This window comes from Pseudomonas sp. rhizo25, from assembly GCF_031931935.1.
Lineage (GTDB): Bacteria > Pseudomonadota > Gammaproteobacteria > Pseudomonadales > Pseudomonadaceae > Aquipseudomonas > Aquipseudomonas synxantha.
Genome location: NZ_JAUJXA010000006.1, coordinates 286,373 through 312,538, shown reverse-complemented (window position 1 = coordinate 312,538; position 26,166 = coordinate 286,373). Strand labels below are relative to the sequence as shown.

Below are 26,166 nucleotides of genomic sequence, written 5' to 3'. Positions count from 1 at the left end.
GGTTATCTCAATTTAGATAGCTTGGCTGCGGCGCGAAGCCGGCAGCAATTTGGCAATGGGTTCGGCGCCGGCAGTGTGCTGGCCGAAATTGGCGTTATAGGTGGCGATGATTTCGCCGGCGATGGAAATGGCGATCTCCACGGGCAACTTGCCCTTTACCTCGGTGAGGCCCATGGGGCAGCGCATGCGTTGCAACTGCGCGGTGTCGAAGCCGCGGTCACGCAGGCGGTGTTCGAATTTCACGCGCTTGGTCTTCGAACCGATCAGGCCGAAGTAGGCGAAGTCATTGCGCTTGAGCAGGGCGGCGGTCAGTTCCAGGTCCAGCGTGTGATTGTGGGTCATGACGATGCAATAACTACCCGCTGGCAGGTCTGCAATTTCATCGACCGGCTCTTCGCTGACGATTTTACGCACGCCTTGGGGGACATTCTCTGGGAATTCCTGATCGCGGGAGTCGATCCAGCGCACCCGGCACGGCAGGCTCGCCAGCAACGGCACCAGCGCACGCCCCACATGGCCGGCGCCAAACACCGCGATCTGCGCCTGCACCTGGCCCATGGGTTCGAACAGCAGCACGGTCACGCCACCGCAGCACTGTCCGAGGCTGGCACCGAGGCTGAAGCGCTCCAGATGGGTGTTCTGCTGGCCGCGGGCGAGCATGTCGCGGGCGATCTGCATCGCCTTGTATTCCAGGTGCCCACCGCCGATGGTGTCGAACGTATGGGCGGCGCTGATTACCATCTTGGAGCCGGCATTGCGCGGCGTGGAGCCGAGCTCTTCGATGATGGTTACCAGGACGCAGGGTTCGCCCTGGTCTTGCAGGGTGGCGAGGGCGCTGATCCAGTTGTTCATGTTCACCTCAACATTACTGTTGTCAGTTCGGTCGTCATCGGGAGCAAGCCCCCCCTCCCACATTTGCTCTGTGAATACCTTCAAATGTGGGAGGGGGCTTGCTCCCGATGGCAGCGCCGCGGTCTAGAGCGAAGCCATCTCAGTTTCAGCCTCAATGGCCTTCACCGCCTGAACCTGCCGCATCTGCTCACACCCCCACAACACCCGCTCCGGCGTCGCCGGCGCATCGATCTTGGGCTGCTGGCGATAGTCAGCCAAGCTCGCCACCGCGTCCTTGATCGCACACCACGAAGCAATCCCGAGCATGAACGGCGGCTCACCCACGGCCTTGGAATGGAACACCGTGTCTTCCGGGTTCTTGCGGTTTTCCACCAGCTTGACTCGCAGGTCAAGCGGCATGTCCGCTACGGCGGGGATCTTGTAGCTGGCCGGGCCGTTGGTCATGAGCTTGCCCTTGTCGTTCCACACCAGCTCTTCCATGGTCAGCCAGCCCATGCCCTGGATAAAGCCGCCTTCGACCTGGCCGATGTCGATGGCCGGGTTCAGCGAGGCGCCCACGTCGTGGAGGATGTCGGTGCGCAGCATCTTGTATTCGCCGGTCAGGGTGTCGACGATCACTTCGCAGCAGGCGGCGCCGAAGGCGAAGTAGTAGAACGGCCGACCACGCGCCTGGCTACGGTCGTAGAAGATTTTCGGGGTCTTGTAGAAGCCGGTGCTCGACAGCGAGACCTGGGCGAAATACGCCTGCTGGATCAACGTTTCGAACGTCAGGATTTGTTCGCGAACACGCACATGGCCGTTGCGGAACTGCACGTCCGCTTCGCTGACGTCGTACTTGCGCGCGGCGAACTCCACCAGGCGCTGCTTGATGGTCTCGGCGGCATTCTGCGCGGCCTTGCCGTTAAGGTCCGCACCGCTGGAGGCGGCAGTGGGCGAGGTGTTGGGCACCTTGTCGGTGTTGGTGGCAGTGATCTGTACGCGGTCGATGTCCACCTGGAACACTTCAGCCACCACCTGGGCAACCTTGGTATTCAAGCCCTGGCCCATCTCGGTGCCGCCGTGGTTCAGGTGGATGCTGCCGTCGGTGTAGATGTGGATCAACGCACCAGCCTGGTTAAGGAAGCTGGCGGTAAAGGAAATACCGAATTTCACCGGGGTCAGCGCCAGGCCCTTTTTCAGGATCGGGCTGTGGGCGTTGTACAGGCGGATCGCTTCACGGCGCTCGGCGTATTGGCTGCTGGCTTCAAGCTCGGCGGTCATCTCTTCGAGCATGTTGTGCTCGACGGTCTGGTAATAATGGGTGACGTTGCGCTCGGTCTTGCCGTAGTAATTGGCCTTGCGTACTGCCAATGGGTCCAGCGCCAGGTGACGCGCGATGGCGTCCATCACCTCCTCGATCGCGACCATGCCCTGGGGGCCGCCGAAGCCGCGGTAGGCGGTGTTGGACGCGGTGTTGGTCTTGCAACGATGGCCATTGACCGTGGCATCGCCCAGGTAATACGAGTTGTCGGCGTGGAACATGGCGCGGTCGACAATCGAGTTGGACAGGTCCGGCGAGCAGCCGCAGTTACCCGCCAGTTCCAGGTTGATGCCGTGCAGGCGACCGCTTTCGTCGAAGCCCACGTCGTATTCGATATAGAAAGGGTGGCGCTTGCCGGTCATCAGCATGTCTTCGACCCGAGGCAAGCGCATCTTGGTCGGCTGGCCAGTGAGGCGCGCCACCACCGCGCACAGGCAGGCCGGGCTGGCGGCCTGGGTTTCCTTGCCGCCAAAACCGCCGCCCATGCGGCGCATGTCGACCACGATCTTGTTCATCGACACGTCGAGTACTTCGGCCACCAGCTTCTGCACTTCGGTAGGGTTTTGCGTGGAACAGTAGACGATCATGCCGCCGTCTTCGGTGGGCATCACCGAGGAGATCTGGGTTTCCAGGTAGAAGTGTTCCTGGCCGCCGATATGCAGGGTGCCCTGGATACGGTGCTTGGCGCTCGCCAGCGCCGCGGCCGAATCGCCGCGTTGGTGGGTGTGGCTGTCGAGCACGAAATGCTTGTTGCGAAAGGCCTCGACTATATCCAGCACCGGCTCCAGGTCTTCATATTCAATCACTGCCGCCATCGCCGCCTTGCGCGCAGTCTCCAGGTCGCGGGCCGCCACGGCCAGCACCACTTGACCTACGAACTGCACGGTGTCGATGGCCAGCAACGGGTCGCCGGGCATCAATGGGCCGATGTCTTTCAGGCCCGGTATATCTACGTGGGTGATGACGATGCGCACGCCGTCAAAGGCGTAGCAGGGCGCAGTGTCGATGCTGAGGATGCGGGCGTGGGCGCGGTCGGACAGGCGCGCATACAGGTGCAACTGGTTGGGAAATTCCAGGCGGTCATCGATGTACTGCGCTTCGCCGCTGACGTGCTTGGCGGCGCTGTCATGCTTGACGCTGCGGCCGACCCCGGAGGTCAAGTCCCGGGCAAACAGCTCGGCAAGTTCGGCCTGGGTTTTTACGACGGCGTGATGGTTAGACATATGCGGTCACCCGAGTCTCGATGTGCGGCGTTTGCAGCTCGATGAAGTATTTGCGCAGCAGGTTCTGCGCGCTGAGCAGGCGGTATTCCTTGCTGGCGCGGAAGTCCGACAGCGGCGTGAAATCTTCGGCCAGGGCGACGCAGGCTTTTTCCACGGTGGCGCTATTCCAGGTAGCGCCCACCAACACGGCCTCGCAGCTTTTTGCGCGTTTTGGCGTGGCGGCCATGCCGCCGAAGGCAACACGGGCTTCGCTGATTACCCCATTGTCGATCTTCAAGTTGAAGGCGGCGCAGACTGCGGAAATATCATCGTCCAGGCGCTTGGACACCTTATAGGCACGAAACAGTGCATGGCACTTGGGCACGATGATCTTCTCGATGAACTCGCTGTCCTGGCGGGCGGTGACGCGGTAATCGATGAAATAGTCTTCCAGTGCCAGGGTGCGACGGGTGTTGCCTTTGCACAGGACGATCTGCGCACCCAGGGCAATCAGCAGCGGTGGCGAATCACCAATCGGCGAGGCGTTGCCGATATTGCCGCCCAGGGTGCCCTGGTTGCGGATCTGCAGGGAAGCGAAGCGGTGCAACAGTTCGCCAAAGTCCGGGTATTCGTGGTGCAGCGCGGCGTAGCAGTCTGAGAGGGCAGTGGCCGCGCCGATTTCCAGGCGGTCGTCGAAGTCCTCGATGCGCTTCATTTCTTCAATATTGCCAACGTAGATCATCACCGGCAGGGTGCGATGGAACTGGGTGACTTCCAGTGCCAGGTCGGTACCTCCGGCCAGCAGGCGGGCTTGGGGGTAGGCATCGTAGAGGTCCGCCAGGTCGGCGACGGTCAGCGGCACCAGGCAGCGTTTGTCGCCACTGTTGAGTTCGCCGGTCTGGGTCGGTGCGATGCTTTTGAGACGGGCGATAGTGTCGGCCTGGCGACTGTCAAACTGGTCCTGGGGCTTGTTGCAGCAGGCTTGTTCGGCGGCGGCGAGGATCGGGCGATAACCGGTGCAGCGACATAGGTTGCCGGCCAGGGCTTCATGGGCTTTGTGGCTGTCGGGGGCATCGCTGTTCTTTTGCAGGGCAAACAGCGACATCACGAAACCCGGGGTGCAAAAGCCGCACTGCGAGCCGTGGCACTCGACCATGGCCTGTTGCACGCTGTGCAGCTGGCCCTGGTGCTTGAGATCTTCGACGCTGATCAGTTGCTTGCCGTGCAACGACGAGACAAAGGTCAGGCAGGAGTTGAGGCTGCGATAACGAATCTGCTCGGCACCCTGATCGTTGGTGTGCAATTCGCCGACCACCACGGTGCACGCACCGCAGTCGCCACTGGCGCAGCCTTCCTTGGTACCGGGCTTGCCCACATGCTCACGCAGATAATTGAGCACTGTCAGGTTGGGGTCCAGGGCGTGCTCGCTACGGAGTTCCTGGTTAAGTAAAAACTGGATCACGGAAGGCCTCGCAGACTCATTATTGTTGTTAACCGCTTTGCGCCGAATCTAGTCATGTCTGACTTTTCGGTCAATGGTTTTCTGACTTAAGGGTCAAGAAAATGCGATCGCAACACTTTCAATTATGGTCCAGTCTTCTGGAACCAGCGTTTTGGGCGGCGTACAGGCTTTCATCGTTGCTTATTTCATGCCAAATTCGCCACGGTGGGCGTAGCGCCATCAGCGGGCCAATGCGCTACACTGCCGCGCTTGTACCGATAGAAGATTTTGAAGGGAAAACATGACGTTCAAGGCGCCGGACAGTCTCGCCGAGCAAATTGCTCACCACCTCGCCGAACGTATCATTCGCGGCGATCTCAAGCCTGGGGAGCGGATCCAGGAACAGAAGGTCACGCTGGCGCTCAACGTCAGCCGTGGTTCCGTGCGTGAAGCCTTGCTGATCCTCGAGCGCCGCCACCTGATCGCGATCCTGCCGCGTCGGGGTGCCCATGTCACCGAGCTCACCGCGCACAAGGTGCAGAGCCTGTGCACCTTGATGGGCGAGATGTACATCCTGCTCGGCAATGCGGTAGCCGAAGGCTGGCAGACCCAGGCCGACATGGCGCCGTTCCTGCAGATCCAGCAACGCCTGCAAGCCAGTTACGAGCGTGAGGATATCCGCGCCTTCGTCGAAGAAAGCTTCAATGTGATGCGCGCCGCCTACCCCTTCGCCAACAATCCGTATCTGCAGGAAACCGTCGAGAACCTGCAACCGGCGATGAACCGCGCTTATTACCTGGCCCTGGACCAACGCAAGGCGTCCATGAGCGAATACCTGGCGTTGTTCGAGCAATTACTGGCCGCCGTACTGGCCCGTGACCTGGTGCAAATTCGCCTGGTGCTGTCGGCTTACTGCCAGCGCAGCAGCTCGCTGGTGATCGCTGCGTTGGCGGACGCCTAGACGTGCGGCTCAAGTGCATCAAGTTGGCGGGGTTCAAATCCTTCGTCGACCCCACCACGGTGAACTTCCCCAGCAACATGGCGGCAGTGGTGGGCCCCAATGGCTGCGGCAAGTCGAATATCATCGACGCCGTACGCTGGGTGATGGGCGAGAGCTCGGCAAAAAACCTGCGCGGCGAGTCGATGACCGACGTCATCTTCAATGGCTCTACCAGCCGCAAGCCGGTGAGCCAGGCCAGCATCGAGCTGGTGTTCGATAACTCCGACGGCACTCTGGTCGGTGAGTACGCGGCCTATGCGGAAATCTCGATTCGCCGCAAAGTCACCCGCGACAGCCAGAACAGCTACTTCCTCAATGGCACCAAGTGCCGTCGTCGCGACATCACCGACATCTTCCTCGGCACCGGGCTTGGCCCGCGCAGTTATTCGATCATCGAACAGGGCATGATCTCCAAGCTGATCGAAGCCAAGCCCGAAGACCTGCGTAACTTTATCGAAGAAGCGGCGGGTATCTCCAAGTACAAGGAGCGTCGTCGCGAGACCGAAAATCGCATCCGCCGCACCCATGAAAACCTCGCCCGCCTGACCGACCTGCGCGAAGAGCTGGAGCGCCAGTTGGAGCGCCTGCACCGCCAGGCCCAGGCCGCCGAGAAGTATCAGGAATACAAGGGCGAAGAACGCCAGCTCAAGGCGCAACTCTCGGCCCTGCGCTGGCAAGCATTGAATGATCAGGTGGGCCAGCGCGAAGCGATCATTGGCACCCAGGAAATCAGCTTTGAAGCGCTGGTGGCCGAGCAGCGTAATGCCGATGCCAGCATCGAACGCTTGCGTGACGGCCACCATGAACTCTCCGAACGCTTCAATCTGGTGCAGGGCCGTTTCTATTCAGTGGGCGGCGATATCGCCCGGGTCGAGCAGAGCATTCAGCACGGTCAGCAGCGCCTGCGCCAGTTGCAGGATGACCTGAAGGAAGCCGAACGCGCGCGCCTGGAAACCGAATCGCATCTGGGCCATGACCGCACCTTGCTGCTGACCCTCGGCGAAGAGCTGGACATGCTCACCCCCGAGCAGGAAATCACCAACGCTGCCGCCGAAGAAGCCGCTGCCGCCTTGGAAGAAGCCGAAACCACCATGCACGCCTGGCAGGAACAGTGGGACACCTTCAACCTGCGTTCCGCCGAGCCACGCCGCCAGGCTGAGGTGCAGCAGTCACGCATCCAGCAGCTGGAAACCAGCATGGAACGCCTGGCCGAGCGCCAGCGCCGTTTGCAGGAAGAGCGCGTATTGCTCGCCGCCGACCCGGAAGACGCGGCGATCATGCAGTTGAGCGAGCAACTGGCCGAAAGCGAAATGACCCTCGAGGAGCTGGAGGCCAGCGAAGAACAGCAAGTGGAGCGCTTGGAGCAACTGCGTCAGCAATTGCACACGGCAACCCAGGCGCAGCAGCAGGCCCAGGGGGATTTGCAGCGTCTCAATGGTCGCCTGGCATCCCTTGAAGCGCTCCAGCAAGCGGCGTTGGACCCTGGCACCGGTACCGCCGAATGGCTGCGCGACCAGCATTTGGCCGAGCGCCCGCGCCTGGCCGAAGGCTTGAAGGTAGAAGCCGGTTGGGAGCTGGCGGTGGAAACCGTTTTGGGCGCCGATTTGCAAGCCGTGCTGGTGGACGATTTTGGCGGCTTCGACCTGGCCGGCTTTGCCCAGGGCGACTTGCGCCTGCTCAGCCCCGCCGCCGATGGCACGCGGGTGCCGGGCAGTCTGCTGGACAAGGTTGAAGCGGCGATTGACTTGTCGCCGTGGCTGGGCCAGGTCAAGCCGGTGGAGTCGCTTGAGCAGGCCTTGGCCCAGCGTGTTCAACTGGGGGCCGGTGAGAGCCTGATCAGCCGTGATGGCTATTGGGTCGGGCGCCACTTCCTGCGGGTACGGCGTGCCAGTGAAGCCGAAAGCGGCGTATTGGCCCGTGGCCAGGAAATCGTCAATTTGACCGCCGAGCGTGAAGAGCGTGAAGCCACCCTCGAAAGCCTGGAAACCGAACTGCAAACCCTGCGCGCCACCCAGCGCCAGCAGGAGACCGGTCGCGAACACCTGCGCCGGCTGTTGCAGGACGAAGCGCGCCAGCAGGGCGAATTGAAAGCCCAACTGTCGGCGAGCAAGGCCAAGGTCGAACAACTGACCCTGCGCCGCACCCGCCTCGATGAAGAAGTGGCCGAAATGGGCGAGCAGCGCGCCCTGGAACACGAGCAGATCGGCGAAGCACGCCTGCAATTGCAGGAAGCCCTCGACAGCATGGCCCTGGACACCGAGCAGCGCGAGTTGCTGCTGGCCCAGCGCGACAGCCTGCGCGAACGCCTCGACCGCGTGCGCCAGGAAGCGCGCCAGCACAAGGATCATGCCCACCAGCTAGCGGTGCGCCTCGGCTCGTTGCGCGCCCAGCACGACTCCACGCGTCAGGCCCTCGAGCGCCTGGAGATGCAGTCCGAACGCCTGACCGAAAAACGCGAGCAACTGAGCCTGAACCTGGAGGAGGGCGAGGCGCCACTGGAAGAGCTGCGCCTCAAGCTCGAAGAGTTGCTCGATAAGCGCATGACCGTCGACGAAGAACTCAAGACCGCGCAGATCGCCCTCGAGGATGCCGACCGCGAACTGCGCGATGCTGAAAAACGCCGCACTATGGCCGAGCAGCAATCCCAGTTGATCCGCGGCCAGCTCGAACAGCAACGCATGGAATGGCAAGCCTTGACTGTGCGACGCAAGACCTTGCAAGACCAGTTGCTTGAAGACGGCTATGACCTGCACGGCGTGCTCAACACCCTGACCGCTCAGGCCAACGAGAAAGACGCCGAAGAAGAACTTGAACGGATTGCCGCACGCATTCAACGCCTGGGCGCGATCAACCTCGCGGCCATTGATGAGTACCAGCAGCAGTCCGAGCGCAAACGTTATCTGGATGCCCAGGACGCCGATCTGGTGGAAGCGCTGGATACCCTGGAAAACGTGATCCGCAAGATCGACAAGGAAACCCGCAACCGCTTCAAAGATACCTTTGATCAGATTAATGGCGGTTTACAGGCGTTATTCCCAAAAGTTTTCGGTGGTGGCAGCGCTTACTTGGAACTGACGGGCGAAGATCTACTCGATACAGGGGTAACGATCATGGCGCGGCCTCCGGGCAAGAAGAACAGCACCATCCATTTGTTGTCCGGCGGCGAAAAGGCCCTGACCGCATTGGCCCTGGTATTTGCCATCTTCAAGTTGAACCCGGCGCCGTTCTGCATGCTCGACGAAGTTGACGCACCGCTGGATGACGCTAACGTGGGACGCTACGCTCGGTTGGTCAAAGAGATGTCCCAGACCGTGCAGTTCATCTATATCACTCACAACAAGATCGCCATGGAAATGGCCGATCAGTTGATGGGGGTCACGATGCACGAGCCGGGTTGTTCGCGATTGGTCGCGGTGGATGTGGAAGAAGCGATGGCGATGGTGGAATCCTGAGCCACGCCAGCAGAGAGAATTTTCAGCACGATGTAGGGCGGTTTACCGGTCTAACGAAAGTGGCAAATGGACATATTTGTTCAAGGCATTTTGACAGACGGTGTAAAGTTGTCTTTGGTCGTGCTAGTTTAATGTCAATTTTTCGTGTGCGTGGGCAAAACGTCAGCCAGAACATAGAGTTGGCGCCACGTTTTAAAGCGGTTTGCACGGTGCTAAACCCCTTATTTTTCAGCATTTTTTATAGAGGCACGGGATTACATGGAAATCGGTCTGCGCGAGTGGCTGATCGTCATCGGCATTATTGTCATTGCCGGTATTCTTTTTGATGGCTGGCGCCGTATGCGCGGTGGCAAGGGTAAGCTCAAGTTCCGCTTGGACCGAAACCTGTCCAACCTGCCCGACGACGACGGCAGCGCCGAGCTGCTGGGGCCGCCCCGTGTGCTGGATACCCATAAAGAGCCGCAACTGGACGAGCACGACTTGCCGTCGATGAGCGCGCCGGTGCGTGAAGCTCGCGAGCCGTCGTCCAAGCGCGGCAAGCGTGGCAGTGCAGCGGTAGCCGAACCGCACCAGGGCGACCTGAACCTCGACGTCGATGATGGCCCGAGCTTCAGCAGCCGTGACAACGATTTCCCCGACGAGACCCCGACCAAGAGCGCAGCGCGCCAATCGGTAAACGATCAGCCGGCTGCCGAAGAAGTGCTGGTCATCAGCGTGATCTGCCGCGATGCCGGTGGTTTCAAAGGCCCGGCACTGTTGCAGAACATCCTTGAAAGCGGCCTGCGTTTTGGTGAAATGGATATTTTCCACCGCCACGAAAGCATGGCCGGCAATGGCGAAGTGCTGTTCTCCATGGCCAACGCGGTCAAGCCGGGCACCTTCGATCTGGACGATATCGACCTGTTCAGCACCCCGGCGGTGAGTTTCTTCCTCGGCCTGCCGGGCCCGCGTCACCCGAAACAAGCGTTCGACGTGATGGTGGCGGCGGCCCGCAAGCTGTCCCAGGAACTCAACGGCGAGCTCAAGGACGACCAACGCAGCGTCCTGACCGCCCAGACCATCGAACACTACCGTCAGCGCATCGTCGAGTTCGAGCGTCGCGCCCTGACACAGAAACGCTGAGGTTCGATCATAAGCGTTGTCTGTAGAATCCATGCACTAACATATTGAGCAGCTTCGGCTGCTCTTTTGCTTTATGAGAGAACACCCATGACCGCCGCCCTTACCCGCATTCTCGAACTGCGCGCTGAACTGGATCAGCACAACTATCGCTACCATGTGCTCGACGAGCCGAGCATTCCGGACGCTGAGTACGACCGCCTGTTCCACGAGCTCAAGGCCCTGGAAGCCGAGCACCCGGAACTGGTGACGCGCGATTCTCCGACGCAGCGGGTCGGCAGTGCGGCGCTGTCGGCGTTCACCCAGGTCAAGCACGAGATCCCGATGCTCAGCCTGGGCAACGCCTTCGATGAAGCCACCATGCTCGAATTTGATCGCCGGGTCACCGAGGGCCTCGACCTGCCGGTGGGCGATCTGTTCGGCGCTGGCGCGGCGGTGGAGTACAGCTGCGAGCCGAAGCTGGATGGCCTGGCGGTCAGCCTGCTGTACCAGGATGGCGAACTGGTGCGCGGTGCTACCCGTGGCGATGGCACCACGGGGGAAGACATCAGCGTCAATGTGCGCACCGTGCGCAATATTCCTTTGAAGCTGCACGGCAGCGGCTGGCCGGCCACCCTGGAAGTGCGTGGCGAAGTGTTTATGTCCAAGGCCGGTTTCGAGCGCCTGAACGCCTCGCAACTGGAAGTCGGCGGCAAGACCTTCGCCAACCCGCGCAATGCTGCGGCCGGCAGCCTGCGCCAGCTGGATTCGAAGATCACCGCCAGCCGTCCACTGGAATTCTGCTGCTATGGCATCGGCCAGGTGACCGCAGATATCAGTGACACCCATATTGGTAACCTCAAGCAGTTGCAGAAGTGGGGCATGCCGATCAGCCACGAGCTGAAGCTGGCCAAGGGCATCCAGGAATGCCTGGACTACTACCGCGATATTGGCGAGCGGCGTAATGCGCTGGGCTATGAGATCGACGGGGTGGTGTTCAAGGTCAACAGCATCGCCGCCCAGCGTGAGCTGGGCTTCCGCGCCCGTGAACCGCGCTGGGCCATCGCGCATAAATTCCCGGCGATGGAAGAGTTGACCGAGTTGCTCGACGTGGAATTCCAGGTCGGCCGTACCGGCGCCGTGACTCCAGTGGCGCGCTTGAAACCGGTCAAGGTGGCCGGTGTGACCGTGGCCAACGCTACCTTGCACAACATGGACGAAGTGGCGCGCCTGGGACTGATGATCGGTGACACGGTGATCATCCGCCGCGCCGGTGATGTGATCCCGCAAGTGGTCTCGGTAGTCACCGAGCGTCGCCCGGAACACGCCCGTGCGGTGCAGATCCCCGAGAGTTGCCCGGTGTGCGGTTCCCATGTCGAGCGCACGCAGTTGGTCAAGCGCAGCAAGGGCAAGGAAACCGTCAGTGAAGGCGCGGTGTACCGTTGTGTCGGGCGTCTGGCCTGTGGCGCGCAGCTCAAGCAGGCGATCATCCATTTCGTCTCGCGTCGTGCCATGGATATCGACGGCCTGGGTGACAAGACTATCGAGCAACTGGTGGATGAAAAACTCATCGGCTCGCCGGCGGATCTCTACAAGCTCAAGTATGAACAGATCATTGACTTGGAAGGCTTCGCCGACATCTCCAGCAAGAAGCTGATCAGCGCCATCGAAAACAGCAAGGCGCCAACCCTGGCGCGCTTTATCTATGCCCTCGGCATTCCCGATGTGGGCGAGGAGACCGCCAAGGTGCTGGCGCGCTCCCTGGCTTCGCTGGAGCGTGTGCAGAAGGCTTTGCCGGAAGTGCTGACGTACTTGCCGGATGTGGGGTTGGAAGTGGCCCATGAGATCCATAGTTTCTTTGAAGACGACCACAACCAGGAAGTGATCGGTGCGCTGTTGGCAGCGGACGAATGCGGCCTGCAATTGCAGGACCAGGGCGACCTGAGCGCCGAATTCGCTGCCAGCACCACCTTGGGCGGCTTGCTCGACAAGCTGCACGTGCCTTCCGTAGGGCCGGGCGCCGCGCAGAAACTCGCGGACAAGTTCGGCACGCTTGAAGGCGTAATCAAGGCCGACTGGCTCGACATGCGCCAGGCGCTGCCCGAGAAGCAGGCCAAGGCCGTGCGCGACTTTTTCGATAATGCCGACAACGCCCATCGTGCCCTGGCCATCGAGCAACAGCTCAAGGACTTCGGCATGCACTGGCAGAGCGAGAAGAAGGTGGTCGAAGGCTTGCCGGAAGCCGGGCACACCTGGGTACTCACCGGCTCCCTGGAGCTGATGAGCCGCGATGTGGCCAAGGACAAGCTCGAAAGCCTAGGCGCCAAGGTGGCCGGTTCCGTCTCGGCGAAAACCCACTGCGTGGTGGCCGGGCCGGGCGCTGGATCGAAATTGGCCAAGGCCAGTGAGCTGGGCATCAAAGTGCTGGACGAAGAAGCTTTCGTGGCCTTCCTGGCCGGGCACAACATCAGCGTCTGAAACGCTTTTGCCCCCTGTAGGAACGAGCTTGCTCGCGAAGAACCGGAGTGCCCCGCTGTGAATCAGGCCCCCCGCGTTATCGTTAACGATCTTCGCGAGCAAGCTCGCTCCTACAAAGAGCAGTGGTGTCATCCCTTGCGTGTTGAACGATCCCGAGCGAGAAATGATCTAGTCTCTGTCACCCCAGGGAGAACCCGCGATGTTTCGCTACTTCGAGCAACTCAGTTCGCGCATCGCCGCGCCGTTCATGGCCCAATCCTCGCGCAACAGCAAGGTGTGGCAATGCCGCTGCGGCCAGTCGCTGTTCTTCCGCAACAGCCAGTGCCTGGCCTGCCAGGCGGTGTTGGGTTACCTGCCGCAGCAAAGCCGCCTGTCCTCCCTGCAACCTGGCCCTGTGGTTGGCACTTGGCTGGCGGACGATCATCTCGACGCCGGTGCTTTTCGACGCTGCGCCAACCTTGACACCCCGGCCGCCTGCAACTGGCTGGTCCCGGCCCACAGTACCGCGACGCTGTGCTTGGCCTGCAGCCTGAACCGCACCATTCCCGACCTGTCGATTGCGCAAAACCCCGAACGCTGGCGCAAGGTCGAAACCGCCAAGCGCCGGTTGGTGGCACAGCTGATTAGCCTGGGCCTGCAAGTGGTGCCCAAGAGTGTCGACGAAAACACTGGCCTGGCCTTCGACTTCATCGGCATCGACCTGCAAGGCAACGCGCCCACCACTGGTCATGCCAACGGCCTGATCACCCTGGACATCAAGGAAGCCGACGATGCCCACCGCGAAAAAGTCCGCGTACAGATGCACGAGCCGTACCGCACCTTGCTTGGCCATTTTCGCCATGAAGTCGGCCACTACTATTGGGATCGCCTGATCGCCGACAGCCACTGGCTTGAACCGTTCCGAGCCTTGTTCGGCGACGAGCGCGCCAGTTACGCCGACGCCCTCGACCAGCACTACCAGAACGGCCCGCGCCCTGACTGGCAACAAAACTGCGTCAGTGCCTATGCCACCATGCATCCATGGGAAGACTGGGCCGAAACCTGGGCCCACTACCTGCACATGATGGATGCGGTGGACACTGCCCTGGGCTTTGGTATGAGCGCCCGCGAGATGGACCTGGATTACCAGCCGTTTGCCCTGACGACGCTGTACGATCCAGAACACCCAGGCGGCCCGGCATTCCTCTCGTTCGTCAACGCCTGGATCGAACTGGCCGGCATGCTCAACGAACTGTCCCGTGCCATGGGCCAGCCGGATTTCTACCCCTTCGTGCTGCCGTCGGCGGTGATTGCCAAGTTGCACTTTATTCACCTGGTCATCCAGGAAGAGGGCGGCAGGGCCGATGCGGTCCTGCATGCACAATGATTAACCCCTGTGGGGAGGGGGCAAGCCCCCACATTGGATAGCGCAATTGTTGAACGCCATGGCAAGTACTTGAAGCTTCTCATTTTTTACGGTTGTAACTTCCGATGAGAACGGTACAATGGCGCGGCTTGCCGAGAGGCCAGCGTCGTTATGGTGACCCCATCGGTCCCCCCGCAACGATTACCCGTGAACCTGGTCAGAGCCGGAAGGCAGCAGCCACAGCGGGAACATTGTGTGCCGGGGTGTGGCTGGTGGGGTTGCCTCCATAACGCTCCCTCCTGCGGTCCCTTCTTCGATTCCAATTCATATTTGCTGCCCTGCCAGTCATCTGTGACGCCGGTTGCACAGCGCATGACGGTCATCTCTCGACCAGTGGCATACTCCCAAGCGTCTCTTTCCCCTGGCTACGAGGCTATATGCACTCGGAACATTTTGATTTATCCAGCCCTGTGTTCTTGCCGATCACCGATGAAACCTGTGCGGGTTTGTTGGCTGGCGACGGTGCAGGGGCGCTCGTCGCCCTGAGTGAGCCGGAGCTGGCGGCCGTGCTGGTTATCCAGAATCTGGCGCAGGTGCCGGAAAGCGACCTGAGCGCCAGTGGCGCTGAAAAAGTCTTGGCCAAGCTCATTGACTGGGCGGTAGAGGCCAGCCATTCGACGAGCGTGTCTCTGTTGTCGGAAGCACAGCGGCTGTTCGACCAAAGGAAGCTGTACTTCGGTCTTAATGTGGTCAAAAGCCTCAAGCTGCGCTTTCTGCTGGCGGAGGAGGTACAGGCGCGAGACTACCTGCTGCCCAGCGGCAAGTGGGACGTCGAATATAAAGTGCGCCACCTCAAGGCAAATGACCCGTTCAGCAAACAGATGGTCACGCCTCGGCACCGCGAACGCTGGTTGAGCGCCGAGCAAGACAAGCTGGTCAGGACCTTCCGCGCCAACTTGAACGAAGACCTGCATGTCCAAGGCTACGCGGGCATCGGTAAGAGTCATCTGCTGGTGGCCTTGATGGAGCACCTGCGTCCGGAAAAAACCTTGTTGCTGGCGCGTACCCCGGCAAAACTGGAAACCCTGCGCGCGCGCATGGTGGGCGTACGCGAGCGAAAGGCCGGCCAGACCTTCTACGCCTTTGCGCATACCTTGTTGCATGGCCCAAGGCCCAAACCACTGGATACCCAAGCAAGGGCGCTGAGCAAGCAGGCACTGGCCCAGGAGCTGAATATCTTCGGTTTCCGGCGTTTGGAGGGGCAAGCGGTGGTGGATGTCTGTCTCAAAGTGCTGGAAGCCTACTGCCGCTCCTGGGAATACAGCCTGTCGGCGAAGCATTTGCCGCATTTCAAGCAGCCGCTGTCCGTCGTCGACTCGCGGGCACTGCTCGAATACGCCAGCCGGTTGTGGAGCTACCTTGAGGCGAATCCGGCCTGGGGCAGCCAGACCGGATTTGAAGCCTTGTTGATGATCAAGCGCGCCAGCCTTGCCGGCTGTGTGGTGCCCGAGCGCTATACCCACGTGCTCATCGACGAGAGCCAGGACATTCCGGCGCCGCTGCTGCAGATGATCGAGCGCGGCCGCCAGGTGCTGGTCACCCTGGGCGACGAGTACCAGCAGGCCAGTGGTGGGGTGGTCAAACGTGCCCGTGAGGTTCGCCACACGGACATTTGCTACTCCGTGCGTTCCGGACGCAACGTCGAGCGCCTGGTCAACCCTTTGATCAGCCAGCATTCGGATAAAAGCAAAGTGCTCTTTGAGGGCGCGCGGGACGCCGACGTCGGTATTGAGTTTTATCCGCAGGGTTTCGTGCCGCCGCAAGGTTGCGTGGTGCTGACCGCGTCCTATTGGGACACCATGAAGTGGGCCATGCAACTAAGTGACGCCCGTTGTGCATTCGGCCTGGCGAGTAAAGAGGCGCAGCAGTCACTCAAGTATTTCATGGACACGGTCATCGCGTTGTTCAAGCCAGATTTCTATAGCAACGAGTTCAATGACAGTGGCCCTCATCCTTTTTTCAGCGATATGGCCGATTGGCAGCAAGTGCGCGAGGCATGTCAGTTCGATGAGGCGTTTCTTTGGGTTGAGGCCGAGTTGGAAAAAGGCTTTAACCTGGCTGACGTTACACGTTTGAACCGGCTAAGCGGCCATCCGCACGAGCGCTGCCTGCTGATGCTGGCGCAAGATGCGGGCGGGCTGGAGTTCGAACGGGTGCTGCTTACCCCCGAGTTGTTGACCAATGTGAAGTTCCAAGACGCCTATGCGTTCGACCAGCGACTGTGTGCGGTGTATATCGCGATTTCCCGAGCGACTCAGCAATTGTATCTGCCCTACGATGTGGTTGAATGGATCGACTATCACAAGTATCAGAAAACCCGAGAGTTGCACGGTTACTGACGGATTTAACCGAGCCATTTCACAACTTTCAAAACGCCCTCTGGACAATTCGCATACCGCCTTGCTAGCTTGCGCCAGCCACTTGTTTCAGAGTATGACAAGGGCACGGATTTGATATTGAAGTGCTATCACTTCTTTCACTCACAAGGATGTCTGTCATGAAGAGCCTGCAAGGGTTGCCTCGTCTTATCAGTGCTTCAGTAGGCGCTCCCGGTAAAGCCCGCAACTTGCCCGCTGATGTTCAGTGCATCCAGTACCTATTTAACTTGATCATTCCCAAGATGGGCTTTGCCTTGCAGGAAAACGGCAAGTGCGACGGCCAGTTGGTGCAATGCATCAGCCAGTATCAGTTCCGCCATCTCAAATACGCCCATCCCGATGGTGTGATCGACCCCACGGGGCGCACGTTCAACAGCTTGATCGAAGAAGCGGTGAAGGTGCCCGTGAGGGCCTTCCCGGCCATGCGCATTCCGAGCTTTCTCAACGCATTGGGCAATAACAACGTCGATGCGGTGCAAGCCACGGTCAACGTCTACCTGAGCCAGGTGCGTGCAGTGATCGAGGCCGAGCGGCGCAACCGCCAGTTAATGCTCCAGGCCACCTGTGACGGCGGCACAACGCTCAGCGATACGGATTTCCAGAATGCCGCCAAGCAACTGGGCAACGGCATTTCGACAAATGTGGTCAAGGCTTTTGCGACCGTGGAGTCGGGCGGGAAGGTGGGTTTCGGGCCGGCAAAGTTACCGATCATCGCCTTCGAAGGGCACCACTTTCGCAAGTACACCAATCACATCTACGACCAGTCGCACCCGCTGCTGTCGTATGTCTACAAGAAAAAAGCCGGGCCGCAGTGGCAGACCAATAACAAGGACCAGGTCAAGGCCTGGGAAACCATGGCTACCGCATTCGCCCTGGACCAGGAGGCGGCATTGATGTCGGCGTCCTGGGGCATGTTTCAGGTCATGGGATTCAACTTCGCATCCTGCGGTTTCAAGACGGTGTTTGAGTTAGTCGCAGCGTTGAAAGTGAACGCCGGTAATCAACTCAAGGCCTACATCAGCTTTTGCAGCAAGAGCACGGCGTTGATGAGTGCGATGAAAAACAAGGATTTCACAGCCATGGCCCGCAACTATAACGGCGATGACTACGGCAACTATGACGTGCTGATGAAACAAGCCTACGAAGCCTTTGAAGGGAAGAAATAAGATGATTCGTTTTCTGGCGATGGGCGTGTTGTCGTTATGCACGGTGGCGTCGGCACTGGCTGGCTCGCCAACCTTGCATTCGGGCAAGTACGAAGGGTTGATGCTGGCGGTAACGCCTGGGCATCAGGTCGAGGGTTTCTACGCCGAGGCGATGGGCGAGGGCGTGAGCCGCCGTTGCAGCTTCTACCTGCAAGGCAAGCCTGAGGCGCTGACCACCTGGCTGGACGCCGCCTACCCTGGCAGTGTGGCTGTGGCGTCCGACGGCGTGATCCTGACGGTGGAGCAGGGCCGTCAACACCCCGGCTGTATCAACGTGCTGATGCCGGAAATCGCCACCGGCCTGGACCTGACCCAGACCGCCAGCAAAAAGTGGATCGGCCTGGTGACCGTATCCGCCGACAAGGCTTACCTGTTGAAAACCCCGGGTGCGAAGGCCGCCAAGCGTCCCTACATCGTCAAGGATGATGTGGTGGGTGTGCTGGCGTTCAAGGATGGCTGGGCGCAGGTGGAGTTTATCAATGCTGACGACCGTTCGTTCACGGGGTGGATCAGCCAGGGCCAGTACGCACGGTTGGTTGCGCCGAAGCTCTGAGAAGCTCTGAAATGTGGGAGGGGGCTTGCTCCCGATGAGGAAGGGTCAGCTAGCACCTATATTGATTGACACACCGCTATCGGGAGCAAGCCCCCTCCCACATTTAGGAATGTGTCAGCCAAAGGTCTCGCGCAGTAGCCCGGCGAATGCATCCCGTGCCAGGTGTCGCTGGGTGTCCTTGTGCCAAAACAGCAGGTTGTCCACCGCCGCCAGTTCGTCGAACCGATAGGACGCCAGCTGATTGGCCTGCTCATAGCGCGCCAGAATGCCCTCGGGCGCTAGCGCCACGCCAATCCCCGCGCTGACGCAGCCGATGATCGTGCCCCAACTGGCGTAGCTGGCAATCGCTGGCTTGAAGTCATGGGGCTTGAGCCAGTTTTCCAGGGCGGCGCGATAGGGGCAGCCTGGCGGCCATACCAGCAGCGTGCGGCCGGCCAGGTCCTCGGCGCTATTGATAGGTGCACTGGAGGCGCTGGCAATCAACACCAGGCGCTCGCTGTAGACCACGCTCTGTTCCAGCTTCGTACGTTTGCCACCGGCGGCCACCAGGGCCACGTCCAGGCGATGGTGTTGCAGGTCGTCGAGCAATTGCGCCCAGGCGCCGGTGACCAATTCCAGGCTGACCTCGGGGTAACGTCGGTGATATTCCGCCAGCAGCGGTGGCAGGCGGCCGCTGGCGCTGGATTCCACCGCACCGATGCGCAAGGTGCCACGGGGAATGGCGTTGGCATCCACCGCACGTTTGGACTCATCCACCAGCGCCAGGATGCGTTCACAGTAATCCAGGAAGATCTCACCCGCAGCACTGATCGCCAACCCGCGGCCGGCGCGGATAAACAGCGGCGTGCCCAACTCGTTTTCCAGCTGCTTGATGCGCGTGGTGATGTTGGACGGCACACAGTGCAACTGCAAGGCAGCCTGGGCCACGCTGCCGGTTTGTGCCACGGCGCGCACCATTTTCAGTTGGGCCAGTTCCATTGCTCAGTTCCCGTGATTTCAGAAGTCAGAAACACTTAATTGTCCTAGGCCCGGCCTGGGCCAAGACTGACGGCATGCCTTCTCAATGCGTGGATGCCGTCGATGAATACCCCGTCACCTCTAAAGCTTACGCTAGTCATTGCCAGCGTCATCCTCTGTTGGGCCTATTCGCCGATTGGCGTGCACATGGGGCTGCACAGCTACAGCCCCGGTCAATTGGCGTTGCTGCGGTTCCTGATTGCATCGGTATTCATGGGGGGCGTGGCGGTGGTGGTCGGTATCGGCCGCCCGCAGGTGCGCGATCTTCCCTGGCTGCTGGTCTTAGGTTTCTTTGGGGTGTTCCTGCACCACACCAGCATCAATAGCGGTCAGCAATGGGTGACGGCGGCGGCGTCCAGCGTGTTGGCACAGTCGGCGCCGTTGTTCAGTGTGTTGATCGCGTTTTTCTGCTTGAAGGAACGGGTCAGTGCCTGGCGCTGGGCCTGTGTGCTATTGGGCCTGGCCGGCGTGCTGGTGGTGATCTGGGGCGACCACGGCGTGGGCGACATCGACCCTCGGGGCTTGCTGATCCTGCTGGCGGCGTGCTCGTGGAGTGTGTATTTCGCCATCGCGCGGCATTACGCCCATCGCTACAGCCCGCTGACCCTGGCGTGCTACATGGTGTGGTCCGGCACCTTGATGCTTTGCGTGAACCTGCCGGGCCTGCCCGCCGCCATCGTACAGGCACCGTTACCGGAGAACTTCGCGGTGCTGGTGCTGGGCATTTTCCCCAGCGCCTTGGCCTACCTGGCCTGGGGGTATGTGTTGAAGCATGTCGAGGTCAGCCGTGCTTCGGTGGCGATGTACCTGATCCCACCGGTGGCCATGGTGATGGCCGCAATGCTGCTCGGCGAGCATGTGGCCCTGCAGGTGGTGCTGGGCGCGGTGATCGTGCTGGCCAGCGTGGCCGCCATTAGCCTGGAGCGCCACTGGCGTTCAATCGTTCATGCAGGACGTGTGCAAAAGCCCGCTGTGGGGCCAATCGGGCGACCTTCGTCAGATTAGACGAGCGTGCCGGATGCAATTTCCCCCTTGCTCCGCTAGCATTACCGGCTTCCGCTTCCCAGTTGCGACGGTTTTCGATGAGTTATCAGGTTCTTGCACGTAAATGGCGCCCGCGCTCGTTCCGCGAAATGGTCGGCCAGACCCATGTGCTCAAGGCTCTGATCAATGCCTTGGACAGCCAACGGCTGCACCACGCCTACCTGTTCACCGGTACCCGCGGGGTGGGCAAGACCACGATTGCGCGCATCATCGCCAAGTGCCTGAATTGTGAAACCGGTATCACTTCAACGCCTTGCGGCACCTGTTCGGTATGCCGCGAGATCGACGAGGGGCGTTTTGTCGACCTGATCGAGATCGACGCCGCGAGCCGCACCAAGGTCCAAGACACCCGCGAGCTGCTCGACAACGTGCAGTACGCACCGAGCCGTGGCCGCTTCAAGGTCTACCTGATCGACGAAGTGCACATGCTGTCCAGCCACTCTTTCAACGCCCTGTTGAAAACCCTGGAAGAGCCGCCGCCCTACGTTAAGTTCATCCTGGCCACCACCGACCCGCAGAAACTTCCTGCAACGATTTTGTCGCGGTGCCTGCAGTTCTCCCTGAAAAACATGACCCCCGAGCGCGTGGTCGAGCATTTGACCCACGTGCTGGGCGTCGAGAACGTACCGTTCGAAGACGACGCGCTGTGGTTGTTGGGCCGCGCCGCCGACGGTTCGATGCGTGACGCCATGAGCCTCACCGACCAGGCCATCGCGTTCGGCGAAGGCAAGGTCATGGCTGCCGATGTGCGCGCCATGCTCGGCACCCTGGACCACGGCCAGGTATATGATGTGCTTCATGCGCTGATTGAAGGCGACGCCAAGGCGCTGCTCGAAGCGGTGCGCCACCTCTCGGAGCAAGGCCCGGATTGGAACGGCGTGCTCTCGGAGATCCTCAATGTGCTGCACCGCGTCGCCATCGCCCAGGCCCTGCCGGAAGGCGTCGACAACGGCCATGGCGACCGCGATCGCGTATTGGCCCTGGCCCAGGCCTTGCCGGCCGAGGATGTGCAGTTCTACTACCAGATGGGCCTGATTGGCCGCCGGGACCTGCCCCTGGCGCCGGACCCGCGCGGCGGCTTTGAAATGGTGCTGCTGCGTATGCTGGCGTTCCGGCCGGCGGATTCGGCAGACGCACCGAGACAGCCGCTAAAGCCAGTGGGGATCAGCCAGGCCACAGTTGATTCCGCCAAACCAGTGGCTGGCGCGGCAGCTGTCGCGTCAGTAGTCGCTGCACCCGTACCGGTTGCGCCGACGCCTGAGCCTGAGCCTGAGCCGGTTGCAGCAGCGCCTGTGGTTGAACCTGCGCCGGTTGTCGAGCCAGAGCCTGTGGTCGACCTGCCCTGGAATGACCCGGTCGAAGCCGAAGCCGAGCCAGAGCCTGAGCAACAACCCGCCGTGGAGCCCGTGCTGGAAACCGCCGGCGAGCAGCCCGAGCTGACGCCGATGCCGGCGCCGACCCCGGACAGCGTCGTGCCGGATGCCCCTGAATGGGTGTCGGCACCGGTCCCCGAGCCGACGGTCGCCCAGGTCGAGGCTGCAACCCCAGGCATTGACCTGGACGATGAACCGCCGCTGGATGAAGACTACATCGAGCCGGACATGGACTCGGCCTACAGCTACCTGGACGAATTGGCCAGTGAGCATACCGCCGAGCCAGCGCCCGAGCCCGAGGCAGAACCGGCTGCGGCCCCGGCCACCGGCTTGGCCCTGCAATGGCTGGAATTGTTTCCGAAATTGCCGATCTCCGGCATGACCGGCAGTATCGCCGCCAACTGCACCCTGATTTCCATCGAGGGCGACCACTGGCTGTTGCACCTGGACCCGGCCCATAGCGCCTTGTTCAATGCCACCCAGCAGCGTCGGCTCAACGATGCGCTCAACCAGTACCATGGGCGCACGCTGACCATCGCCATCGAGCTGATCAAGCCCGAGCAGGAAACTCCGGCCCAGGCGGCGACTCGTCGGCGCCTTAACCGTCAACGCGAGGCCGAGGATTCGATCCACGCTGATCCGCTGATCCAACAAATGATGCAACAGTTCGGTGCGGTCGTCCGTCACGATACTATTGAACCTGTCGAAGCCCCGGTGTCCCAGGCGTCATGACTCCGGGCTACTAACTTGATCCACGTACTTTTGAGGTGATTCCCATGATGAAAGGTGGCATGGCCGGCCTGATGAAGCAGGCGCAGCAGATGCAGGAAAAGATGGCCAAGATGCAGGAAGAACTGGCCAACGCCGAAGTCACCGGTAAAGCCGGTGGCGATATGGTCAGCGTGGTGATGACCGGTCGTCACGACATCAAGCGCGTGAGCATCGACCCGAGCCTGCTGGAAGGCGTCAGCGACGACGACCGCGAAGTGCTCGAAGACTTGTTCGCCGCGGCCGTCAACGACGCCGTGCGCAAGATCGAAGCCAACAGCCAGGACAAAATGTCCGGCGTGACCGCTGGCATGCAATTGCCACCGGGCATGAAGCTGCCGTTCTGATACAGACTTTGGCTAGATTCAAATGCCGGGCATTGCGCCTGGCATTTTTTTTGGGCCGACGAAACATCGAACCCCAACCCGTTACCCATGGTCTGCACCTTATACCGTTGAATTCTCATCGATAACAGGAGCCCCGCTGATGCCTCAAGAAATGACGCTCAACCAACGCATCGTCCTGGTCTCACGCCCTCAAGGCGCACCCACGCCGGAGAACTTTCGCCTTGAACGTGTGAGCCTGCCGGAGCTGGCAGACGGTCAGGTGTTGTTGAAGACGCTGTATCTGTCGCTGGACCCCTATATGCGTGGGCGCATGAGCGACGCACCGTCCTACGCCGCGCCCGTGGAAATCGACGAGGTAATGACCGGTGGTGCTGTCAGCCGTGTCGAGCAATCGCGTCACCCGAAATTTGAGGTAGGCGACCTGGTGGTGGGCGCAACCGGCTGGCAGAGCCACTGCATTTGCGATGGGAGCAACCTCATGCCAGTGCCCAAGGGCCTGGCGAGTCCGTCGATGGCGTTGGGTGTGCTGGGTATGCCGGGCATGACCGCCTACATGGGCCTGATGGACATCGGCCAGCCCAAGGCCGGGGAAACCCTGGTGGTGGCCGCTGCGTCCGGCGCGGTGGGCTCGGTGGTGGGCCAGGTGGCCAAGCTCAAGGGCTTGCGTGTGGTGGGCATCGCCGGTGGTGCGGACAAGTGCCGCTATGTGGTGGATGAGCTGGGCTTTGATGCCTGTATCGACCACAAGAGCGCGGACTTTGCCCAGGAACTGGCGCTGGCCTGTTTCAAAGGCGTGGACATCTACTTTGAAAATGTCGGCGGTAAAGTCTTCGATGCGGTGCTGCCTCTGCTCAACCCCAAGGCGCGCGTGCCGCTGTGCGGGTTGATTGCCGGTTACAACGCCCACGAAGCGCCCAGCGGCCCTGATCGCCTGCCGGCGCTGCAGCGTACCTTGCTGACCAAGCGCGTGCGTATCCAGGGTTTTATCGTGTTCGACGACTATGGCGACCGCCAGCCGGAGTTCCTCAGCGCCATGGCGCCGTGGGTGCGCGATGGCAAGATCAAGTTCCGCGAGGACGTGGTCGATGGCCTGGAGCAGGCGCCCGAAGCCTTTATCGGCTTGCTCGAGGGGCGCAACTTCGGCAAGTTGGTGGTGCGCGTCGCGCAGGATTGAGTATTTGACGCTAATCCGGGGCGCGGGTATAAACCGCGTCTCGTTGTTTTGTCGGACCCTTCGCCCATGAGCTTCAGCCCCCTGATTCGCCAACTGATCGACGCCTTGCGCACGCTGCCCGGTGTCGGCCAGAAAACTGCCCAGCGCATGGCCCTGCAACTGCTGGAGCGTGATCGCAGCGGCGGCACCCGCCTGGCCCAGGCCCTGAGCCAGGCCATGGAAGGCGTGGGCCACTGCCGCCAATGCCGCACCCTCACCGAAGAAGAGCTCTGCCCGCAATGCGCCGACCCACGCCGTGACGACACCTTGCTGTGCGTGGTGGAAGGGCCGATGGATGTGTATGCGGTGGAGCAGACCGGTTATCGCGGACGCTACTTCGTGCTCAAGGGCCATCTTTCGCCGCTGGACGGGCTGGGGCCGGAGGCTATCGGTATTCCGCAACTGGTCGCACGAATTGAAGCGCAGGGCACTTTTACCGAAGTGATCCTGGCGACCAACCCGACCGTGGAAGGTGAAGCCACGGCGCATTACATTGCCCAGTTGTTGACCAATAAAGGCTTGATCACCTCGCGTATTGCCCATGGTGTACCGTTGGGTGGCGAGTTGGAGCTGGTCGATGGTGGCACCTTGGCCCACTCGTTCGCGGGTCGTAAGCCGATCGCGCTCTAACATCCGCAGCAGGATCAAATGTGGGAGGGGGCTTGCTCCCGATTGCTGTGTGTCAGTCGACAGAGTTATTGGCTGATCCACCGCTATCGGGAGCAAGCCCCCTCCCACAGTAGTTTTGTGGTGTCAGTGATAACTGTGTATGGCTTGATAACCAAGCAAGCGCTTGGTAAGTTCGCTCCATCTCGCCATGGAGCTTGCCGATGTCTGCCTATCAGGAATACTTCGATCCCAGCCACCAATTGGTCCGCGACAGCGTGCGTCGTTTTGTCGAGCGCGAAATGTTGCCGGGTATTGAGCAATGGGAGGAGGCTGAGAGCTTTCCCCGCGAGCTCTATCTCAAGGCGGGCGCGGCGGGCATTCTGGGGATTGGTTATCCGGAATCGCTAGGCGGCAGCCACGAAGGTGATCTGTTCGCCAAGGTGGCCGCCAGCGAAGAATTGATGCGCTGTGGTTCCGGTGGTGTGGTGGCGGGGCTGGGCTCCCTGGATATCGGCCTGCCCCCCATCGTCAAATGGGCCAGGCCCGAGGTGCGTGAGCGCGTGGCGCCCCAGGTGTTGAGCGGCGAGAAGATCATCGCGCTGGCCGTCACCGAACCCAGCGGCGGCTCGGATGTGGCCAACCTGCAGACCCGTGCCGTACGCGAGGGCGAAGATTACCGTGTGAGCGGCACCAAGACCTTTATCACCAGTGGCATCCGTGCCGATTTTTATACCGTGGCGGTGCGCACCGGCGGCCCGGGCTTTGGCGGCATCAGCCTGCTGATGATTGAGAAAGACACGCCCGGGTTCACTGTCGGCCAGCCGCTGAAAAAGATGGGCTGGTGGGCGTCGGACACCGCCGAACTGTTCTTCGACGATTGCCGCGTACCCGCCGGCAACCTTATCGGCGCTGAAAATATGGGCTTTGCCTGCATCATGGGCAATTTCCAGAGCGAGCGCCTAGCCCTGGCCTTGATGGCTAACATGACCGCGCAACTGGCCCTGGAGGAGAGCCTCAAGTGGGCCGCCCAGCGCGAAGCATTCGGCAAGCCCATCGGCAAATTCCAGGTGCTCAAGCATCGGCTGGCGGAAATGGCCACCGCCGTGGAAGTCTCCCGGGAGTTCACCTATCGCCAGGCCTCCAGGATGGCCGCTGGCAAGAGCGTGATCAAGGAGATTTCCATGGCCAAGAACCTGGCCACTGACACGGCTGATCGGGTGACCTATGACGCAGTGCAGATATTGGGTGGGCAGGGGTATATGCGTGGCAGCCTGGTGGAGCGGCTGTATCGGGATAATCGGATTCTGTCGATTGGTGGGGGGACGCGGGAGGTGATGAACGAAATCATCAGCAAGCAGATGGGGCTTTGACCGGCGGTGTTCTTTCGGGCCCCATCGGGAGCAAGCCCCATCGGGAGCAAGCCCCCTCCCA

General features: G+C 61.0%; 18 protein-coding genes and 1 other RNA gene. 15 read left to right on the top strand and 4 right to left on the bottom strand.

Features of this window, described 5'->3' with window-relative positions:
- Window positions 1-12: 12 nt before the first annotated feature.
- From xdhC to xdhA, 3 genes are all read right to left on the bottom strand, one after another.
- Window positions 13-852, bottom strand: a complete 840-nt coding sequence (gene xdhC / locus QZR30_RS16425) for a xanthine dehydrogenase accessory protein XdhC (RefSeq protein WP_056845645.1) — start codon at window positions 850-852, stop codon at window positions 13-15.
- Between the two features lie 123 nt (window positions 853-975).
- Entirely contained in the window at window positions 976-3,375 is a 2,400-nt protein-coding gene (gene xdhB, locus QZR30_RS16420) for a xanthine dehydrogenase molybdopterin binding subunit (protein WP_311903687.1), read from the bottom strand.
- A complete protein-coding gene (gene xdhA / locus QZR30_RS16415; RefSeq protein WP_311903686.1) occupies window positions 3,368-4,816 on the bottom strand; it encodes a xanthine dehydrogenase small subunit in 1,449 nt (482 codons plus the stop codon). Before xdhA ends, xdhB begins: the two co-directional genes overlap by 8 nt.
- A 280-nt stretch (window positions 4,817-5,096) precedes the next feature.
- Here xdhA and QZR30_RS16410 point away from each other — a divergent pair, with 280 nt between their 5' ends.
- The 9 genes from QZR30_RS16410 to QZR30_RS16370 all read left to right on the top strand — a co-directional run bounded on the left by QZR30_RS16410 (window position 5,097) and on the right by QZR30_RS16370 (window position 18,364).
- Window positions 5,097-5,756, top strand: coding sequence for a GntR family transcriptional regulator (locus tag QZR30_RS16410; RefSeq protein WP_046071681.1), 660 nt, complete (start codon window positions 5,097-5,099; stop codon window positions 5,754-5,756).
- Window positions 5,757-5,758: 2 nt separating this feature from the next.
- Window positions 5,759-9,247 (top strand): chromosome segregation protein SMC, encoded by a 3,489-nt coding sequence (gene smc, locus QZR30_RS16405; RefSeq protein WP_046071682.1) that lies wholly within the window; start codon window positions 5,759-5,761, stop codon window positions 9,245-9,247.
- Window positions 9,248-9,505: 258 nt separating this feature from the next.
- Window positions 9,506-10,369, top strand: a complete 864-nt coding sequence (gene zipA, locus QZR30_RS16400) for a cell division protein ZipA (RefSeq protein ID WP_046071683.1) — start codon at window positions 9,506-9,508, stop codon at window positions 10,367-10,369.
- A gap of 87 nt (window positions 10,370-10,456) precedes the next feature.
- Entirely contained in the window at window positions 10,457-12,823 is a 2,367-nt protein-coding gene (gene ligA / locus QZR30_RS16395; protein ID WP_046071684.1) for an NAD-dependent DNA ligase LigA, read from the top strand.
- 199 nt (window positions 12,824-13,022) lie between these two features.
- A complete protein-coding gene (locus QZR30_RS16390; RefSeq protein ID WP_059397805.1) occupies window positions 13,023-14,189 on the top strand; it encodes a zinc-binding metallopeptidase family protein in 1,167 nt (388 codons plus the stop codon).
- A gap of 160 nt (window positions 14,190-14,349) precedes the next feature.
- Window positions 14,350-14,446, top strand: an RNA gene (gene ffs / locus QZR30_RS16385) — signal recognition particle sRNA small type.
- Between the two features lie 159 nt (window positions 14,447-14,605).
- Entirely contained in the window at window positions 14,606-16,567 is a 1,962-nt protein-coding gene (locus QZR30_RS16380; protein WP_046071686.1) for a hypothetical protein, read from the top strand.
- A gap of 158 nt (window positions 16,568-16,725) precedes the next feature.
- Window positions 16,726-17,772: an N-acetylmuramidase family protein gene (locus QZR30_RS16375; protein ID WP_046071687.1), complete on the top strand. Its 1,047-nt coding sequence runs from the start codon at window positions 16,726-16,728 to the stop codon at window positions 17,770-17,772.
- A 1-nt stretch (window position 17,773) separates the two neighbouring features.
- Window positions 17,774-18,364 (top strand): hypothetical protein, encoded by a 591-nt coding sequence (locus tag QZR30_RS16370; protein ID WP_046071688.1) that lies wholly within the window; start codon window positions 17,774-17,776, stop codon window positions 18,362-18,364.
- A gap of 114 nt (window positions 18,365-18,478) precedes the next feature.
- Here the strand turns inward: QZR30_RS16370 and QZR30_RS16365 are convergent, their stop codons facing one another.
- Window positions 18,479-19,342 carry a LysR family transcriptional regulator gene (locus tag QZR30_RS16365; RefSeq protein ID WP_046071689.1) on the bottom strand — a complete coding sequence of 288 codons (864 nt, stop codon included), beginning with the start codon at window positions 19,340-19,342 and terminating at the stop codon, window positions 18,479-18,481.
- Between the two features lie 102 nt (window positions 19,343-19,444).
- Between QZR30_RS16365 and QZR30_RS16360 the strand changes: the two genes are divergently transcribed.
- The 6 genes from QZR30_RS16360 to QZR30_RS16335 all read left to right on the top strand — a co-directional run bounded on the left by QZR30_RS16360 (window position 19,445) and on the right by QZR30_RS16335 (window position 26,105).
- Complete coding sequence (locus tag QZR30_RS16360; protein WP_046071690.1) at window positions 19,445-20,386, top strand: DMT family transporter; 942 nt, start codon at window positions 19,445-19,447, stop codon at window positions 20,384-20,386.
- 77 nt (window positions 20,387-20,463) lie between these two features.
- Window positions 20,464-22,530 (top strand): DNA polymerase III subunit gamma/tau, encoded by a 2,067-nt coding sequence (gene dnaX, locus QZR30_RS16355; protein WP_311903685.1) that lies wholly within the window; start codon window positions 20,464-20,466, stop codon window positions 22,528-22,530.
- Between the two features lie 44 nt (window positions 22,531-22,574).
- Window positions 22,575-22,913, top strand: a complete 339-nt coding sequence (locus QZR30_RS16350) for a YbaB/EbfC family nucleoid-associated protein (protein WP_017527493.1) — start codon at window positions 22,575-22,577, stop codon at window positions 22,911-22,913.
- A gap of 139 nt (window positions 22,914-23,052) precedes the next feature.
- Entirely contained in the window at window positions 23,053-24,087 is a 1,035-nt protein-coding gene (locus QZR30_RS16345) for an NADP-dependent oxidoreductase (RefSeq protein WP_056845637.1), read from the top strand.
- Window positions 24,088-24,153: 66 nt separating this feature from the next.
- Window positions 24,154-24,756 carry a recombination mediator RecR gene (gene recR, locus QZR30_RS16340; protein WP_043047046.1) on the top strand — a complete coding sequence of 201 codons (603 nt, stop codon included), beginning with the start codon at window positions 24,154-24,156 and terminating at the stop codon, window positions 24,754-24,756.
- A 200-nt stretch (window positions 24,757-24,956) separates the two neighbouring features.
- The gene (locus QZR30_RS16335; protein WP_311903684.1) at window positions 24,957-26,105 is read left to right on the top strand and encodes an acyl-CoA dehydrogenase family protein; all 1,149 of its coding nucleotides are present in this window, start codon (window positions 24,957-24,959) and stop codon (window positions 26,103-26,105) included.
- The last annotated feature ends 61 nt before the right edge of the window (window positions 26,106-26,166 follow it).

Coding starts and splice junctions, on each gene's coding strand:
- xdhC (WP_056845645.1), bottom strand. CDS start 852: ATGAACAACTGGATCAGCGCCCTCGCCACCCTGCAAGACCAGGGCGAA.
- xdhB (WP_311903687.1), bottom strand. CDS start 3,375: ATGTCTAACCATCACGCCGTCGTAAAAACCCAGGCCGAACTTGCCGAG.
- QZR30_RS16410 (WP_046071681.1), top strand. CDS start 5,097: ATGACGTTCAAGGCGCCGGACAGTCTCGCCGAGCAAATTGCTCACCAC.
- zipA (WP_046071683.1), top strand. CDS start 9,506: ATGGAAATCGGTCTGCGCGAGTGGCTGATCGTCATCGGCATTATTGTC.
- ligA (WP_046071684.1), top strand. CDS start 10,457: ATGACCGCCGCCCTTACCCGCATTCTCGAACTGCGCGCTGAACTGGAT.
- QZR30_RS16390 (WP_059397805.1), top strand. CDS start 13,023: ATGTTTCGCTACTTCGAGCAACTCAGTTCGCGCATCGCCGCGCCGTTC.
- QZR30_RS16380 (WP_046071686.1), top strand. CDS start 14,606: ATGCACTCGGAACATTTTGATTTATCCAGCCCTGTGTTCTTGCCGATC.
- QZR30_RS16375 (WP_046071687.1), top strand. CDS start 16,726: ATGAAGAGCCTGCAAGGGTTGCCTCGTCTTATCAGTGCTTCAGTAGGC.
- QZR30_RS16370 (WP_046071688.1), top strand. CDS start 17,774: ATGATTCGTTTTCTGGCGATGGGCGTGTTGTCGTTATGCACGGTGGCG.
- QZR30_RS16365 (WP_046071689.1), bottom strand. CDS start 19,342: ATGGAACTGGCCCAACTGAAAATGGTGCGCGCCGTGGCACAAACCGGC.
- QZR30_RS16360 (WP_046071690.1), top strand. CDS start 19,445: ATGAATACCCCGTCACCTCTAAAGCTTACGCTAGTCATTGCCAGCGTC.
- dnaX (WP_311903685.1), top strand. CDS start 20,464: ATGAGTTATCAGGTTCTTGCACGTAAATGGCGCCCGCGCTCGTTCCGC.
- QZR30_RS16350 (WP_017527493.1), top strand. CDS start 22,575: ATGATGAAAGGTGGCATGGCCGGCCTGATGAAGCAGGCGCAGCAGATG.
- QZR30_RS16345 (WP_056845637.1), top strand. CDS start 23,053: ATGCCTCAAGAAATGACGCTCAACCAACGCATCGTCCTGGTCTCACGC.
- recR (WP_043047046.1), top strand. CDS start 24,154: ATGAGCTTCAGCCCCCTGATTCGCCAACTGATCGACGCCTTGCGCACG.
- QZR30_RS16335 (WP_311903684.1), top strand. CDS start 24,957: ATGTCTGCCTATCAGGAATACTTCGATCCCAGCCACCAATTGGTCCGC.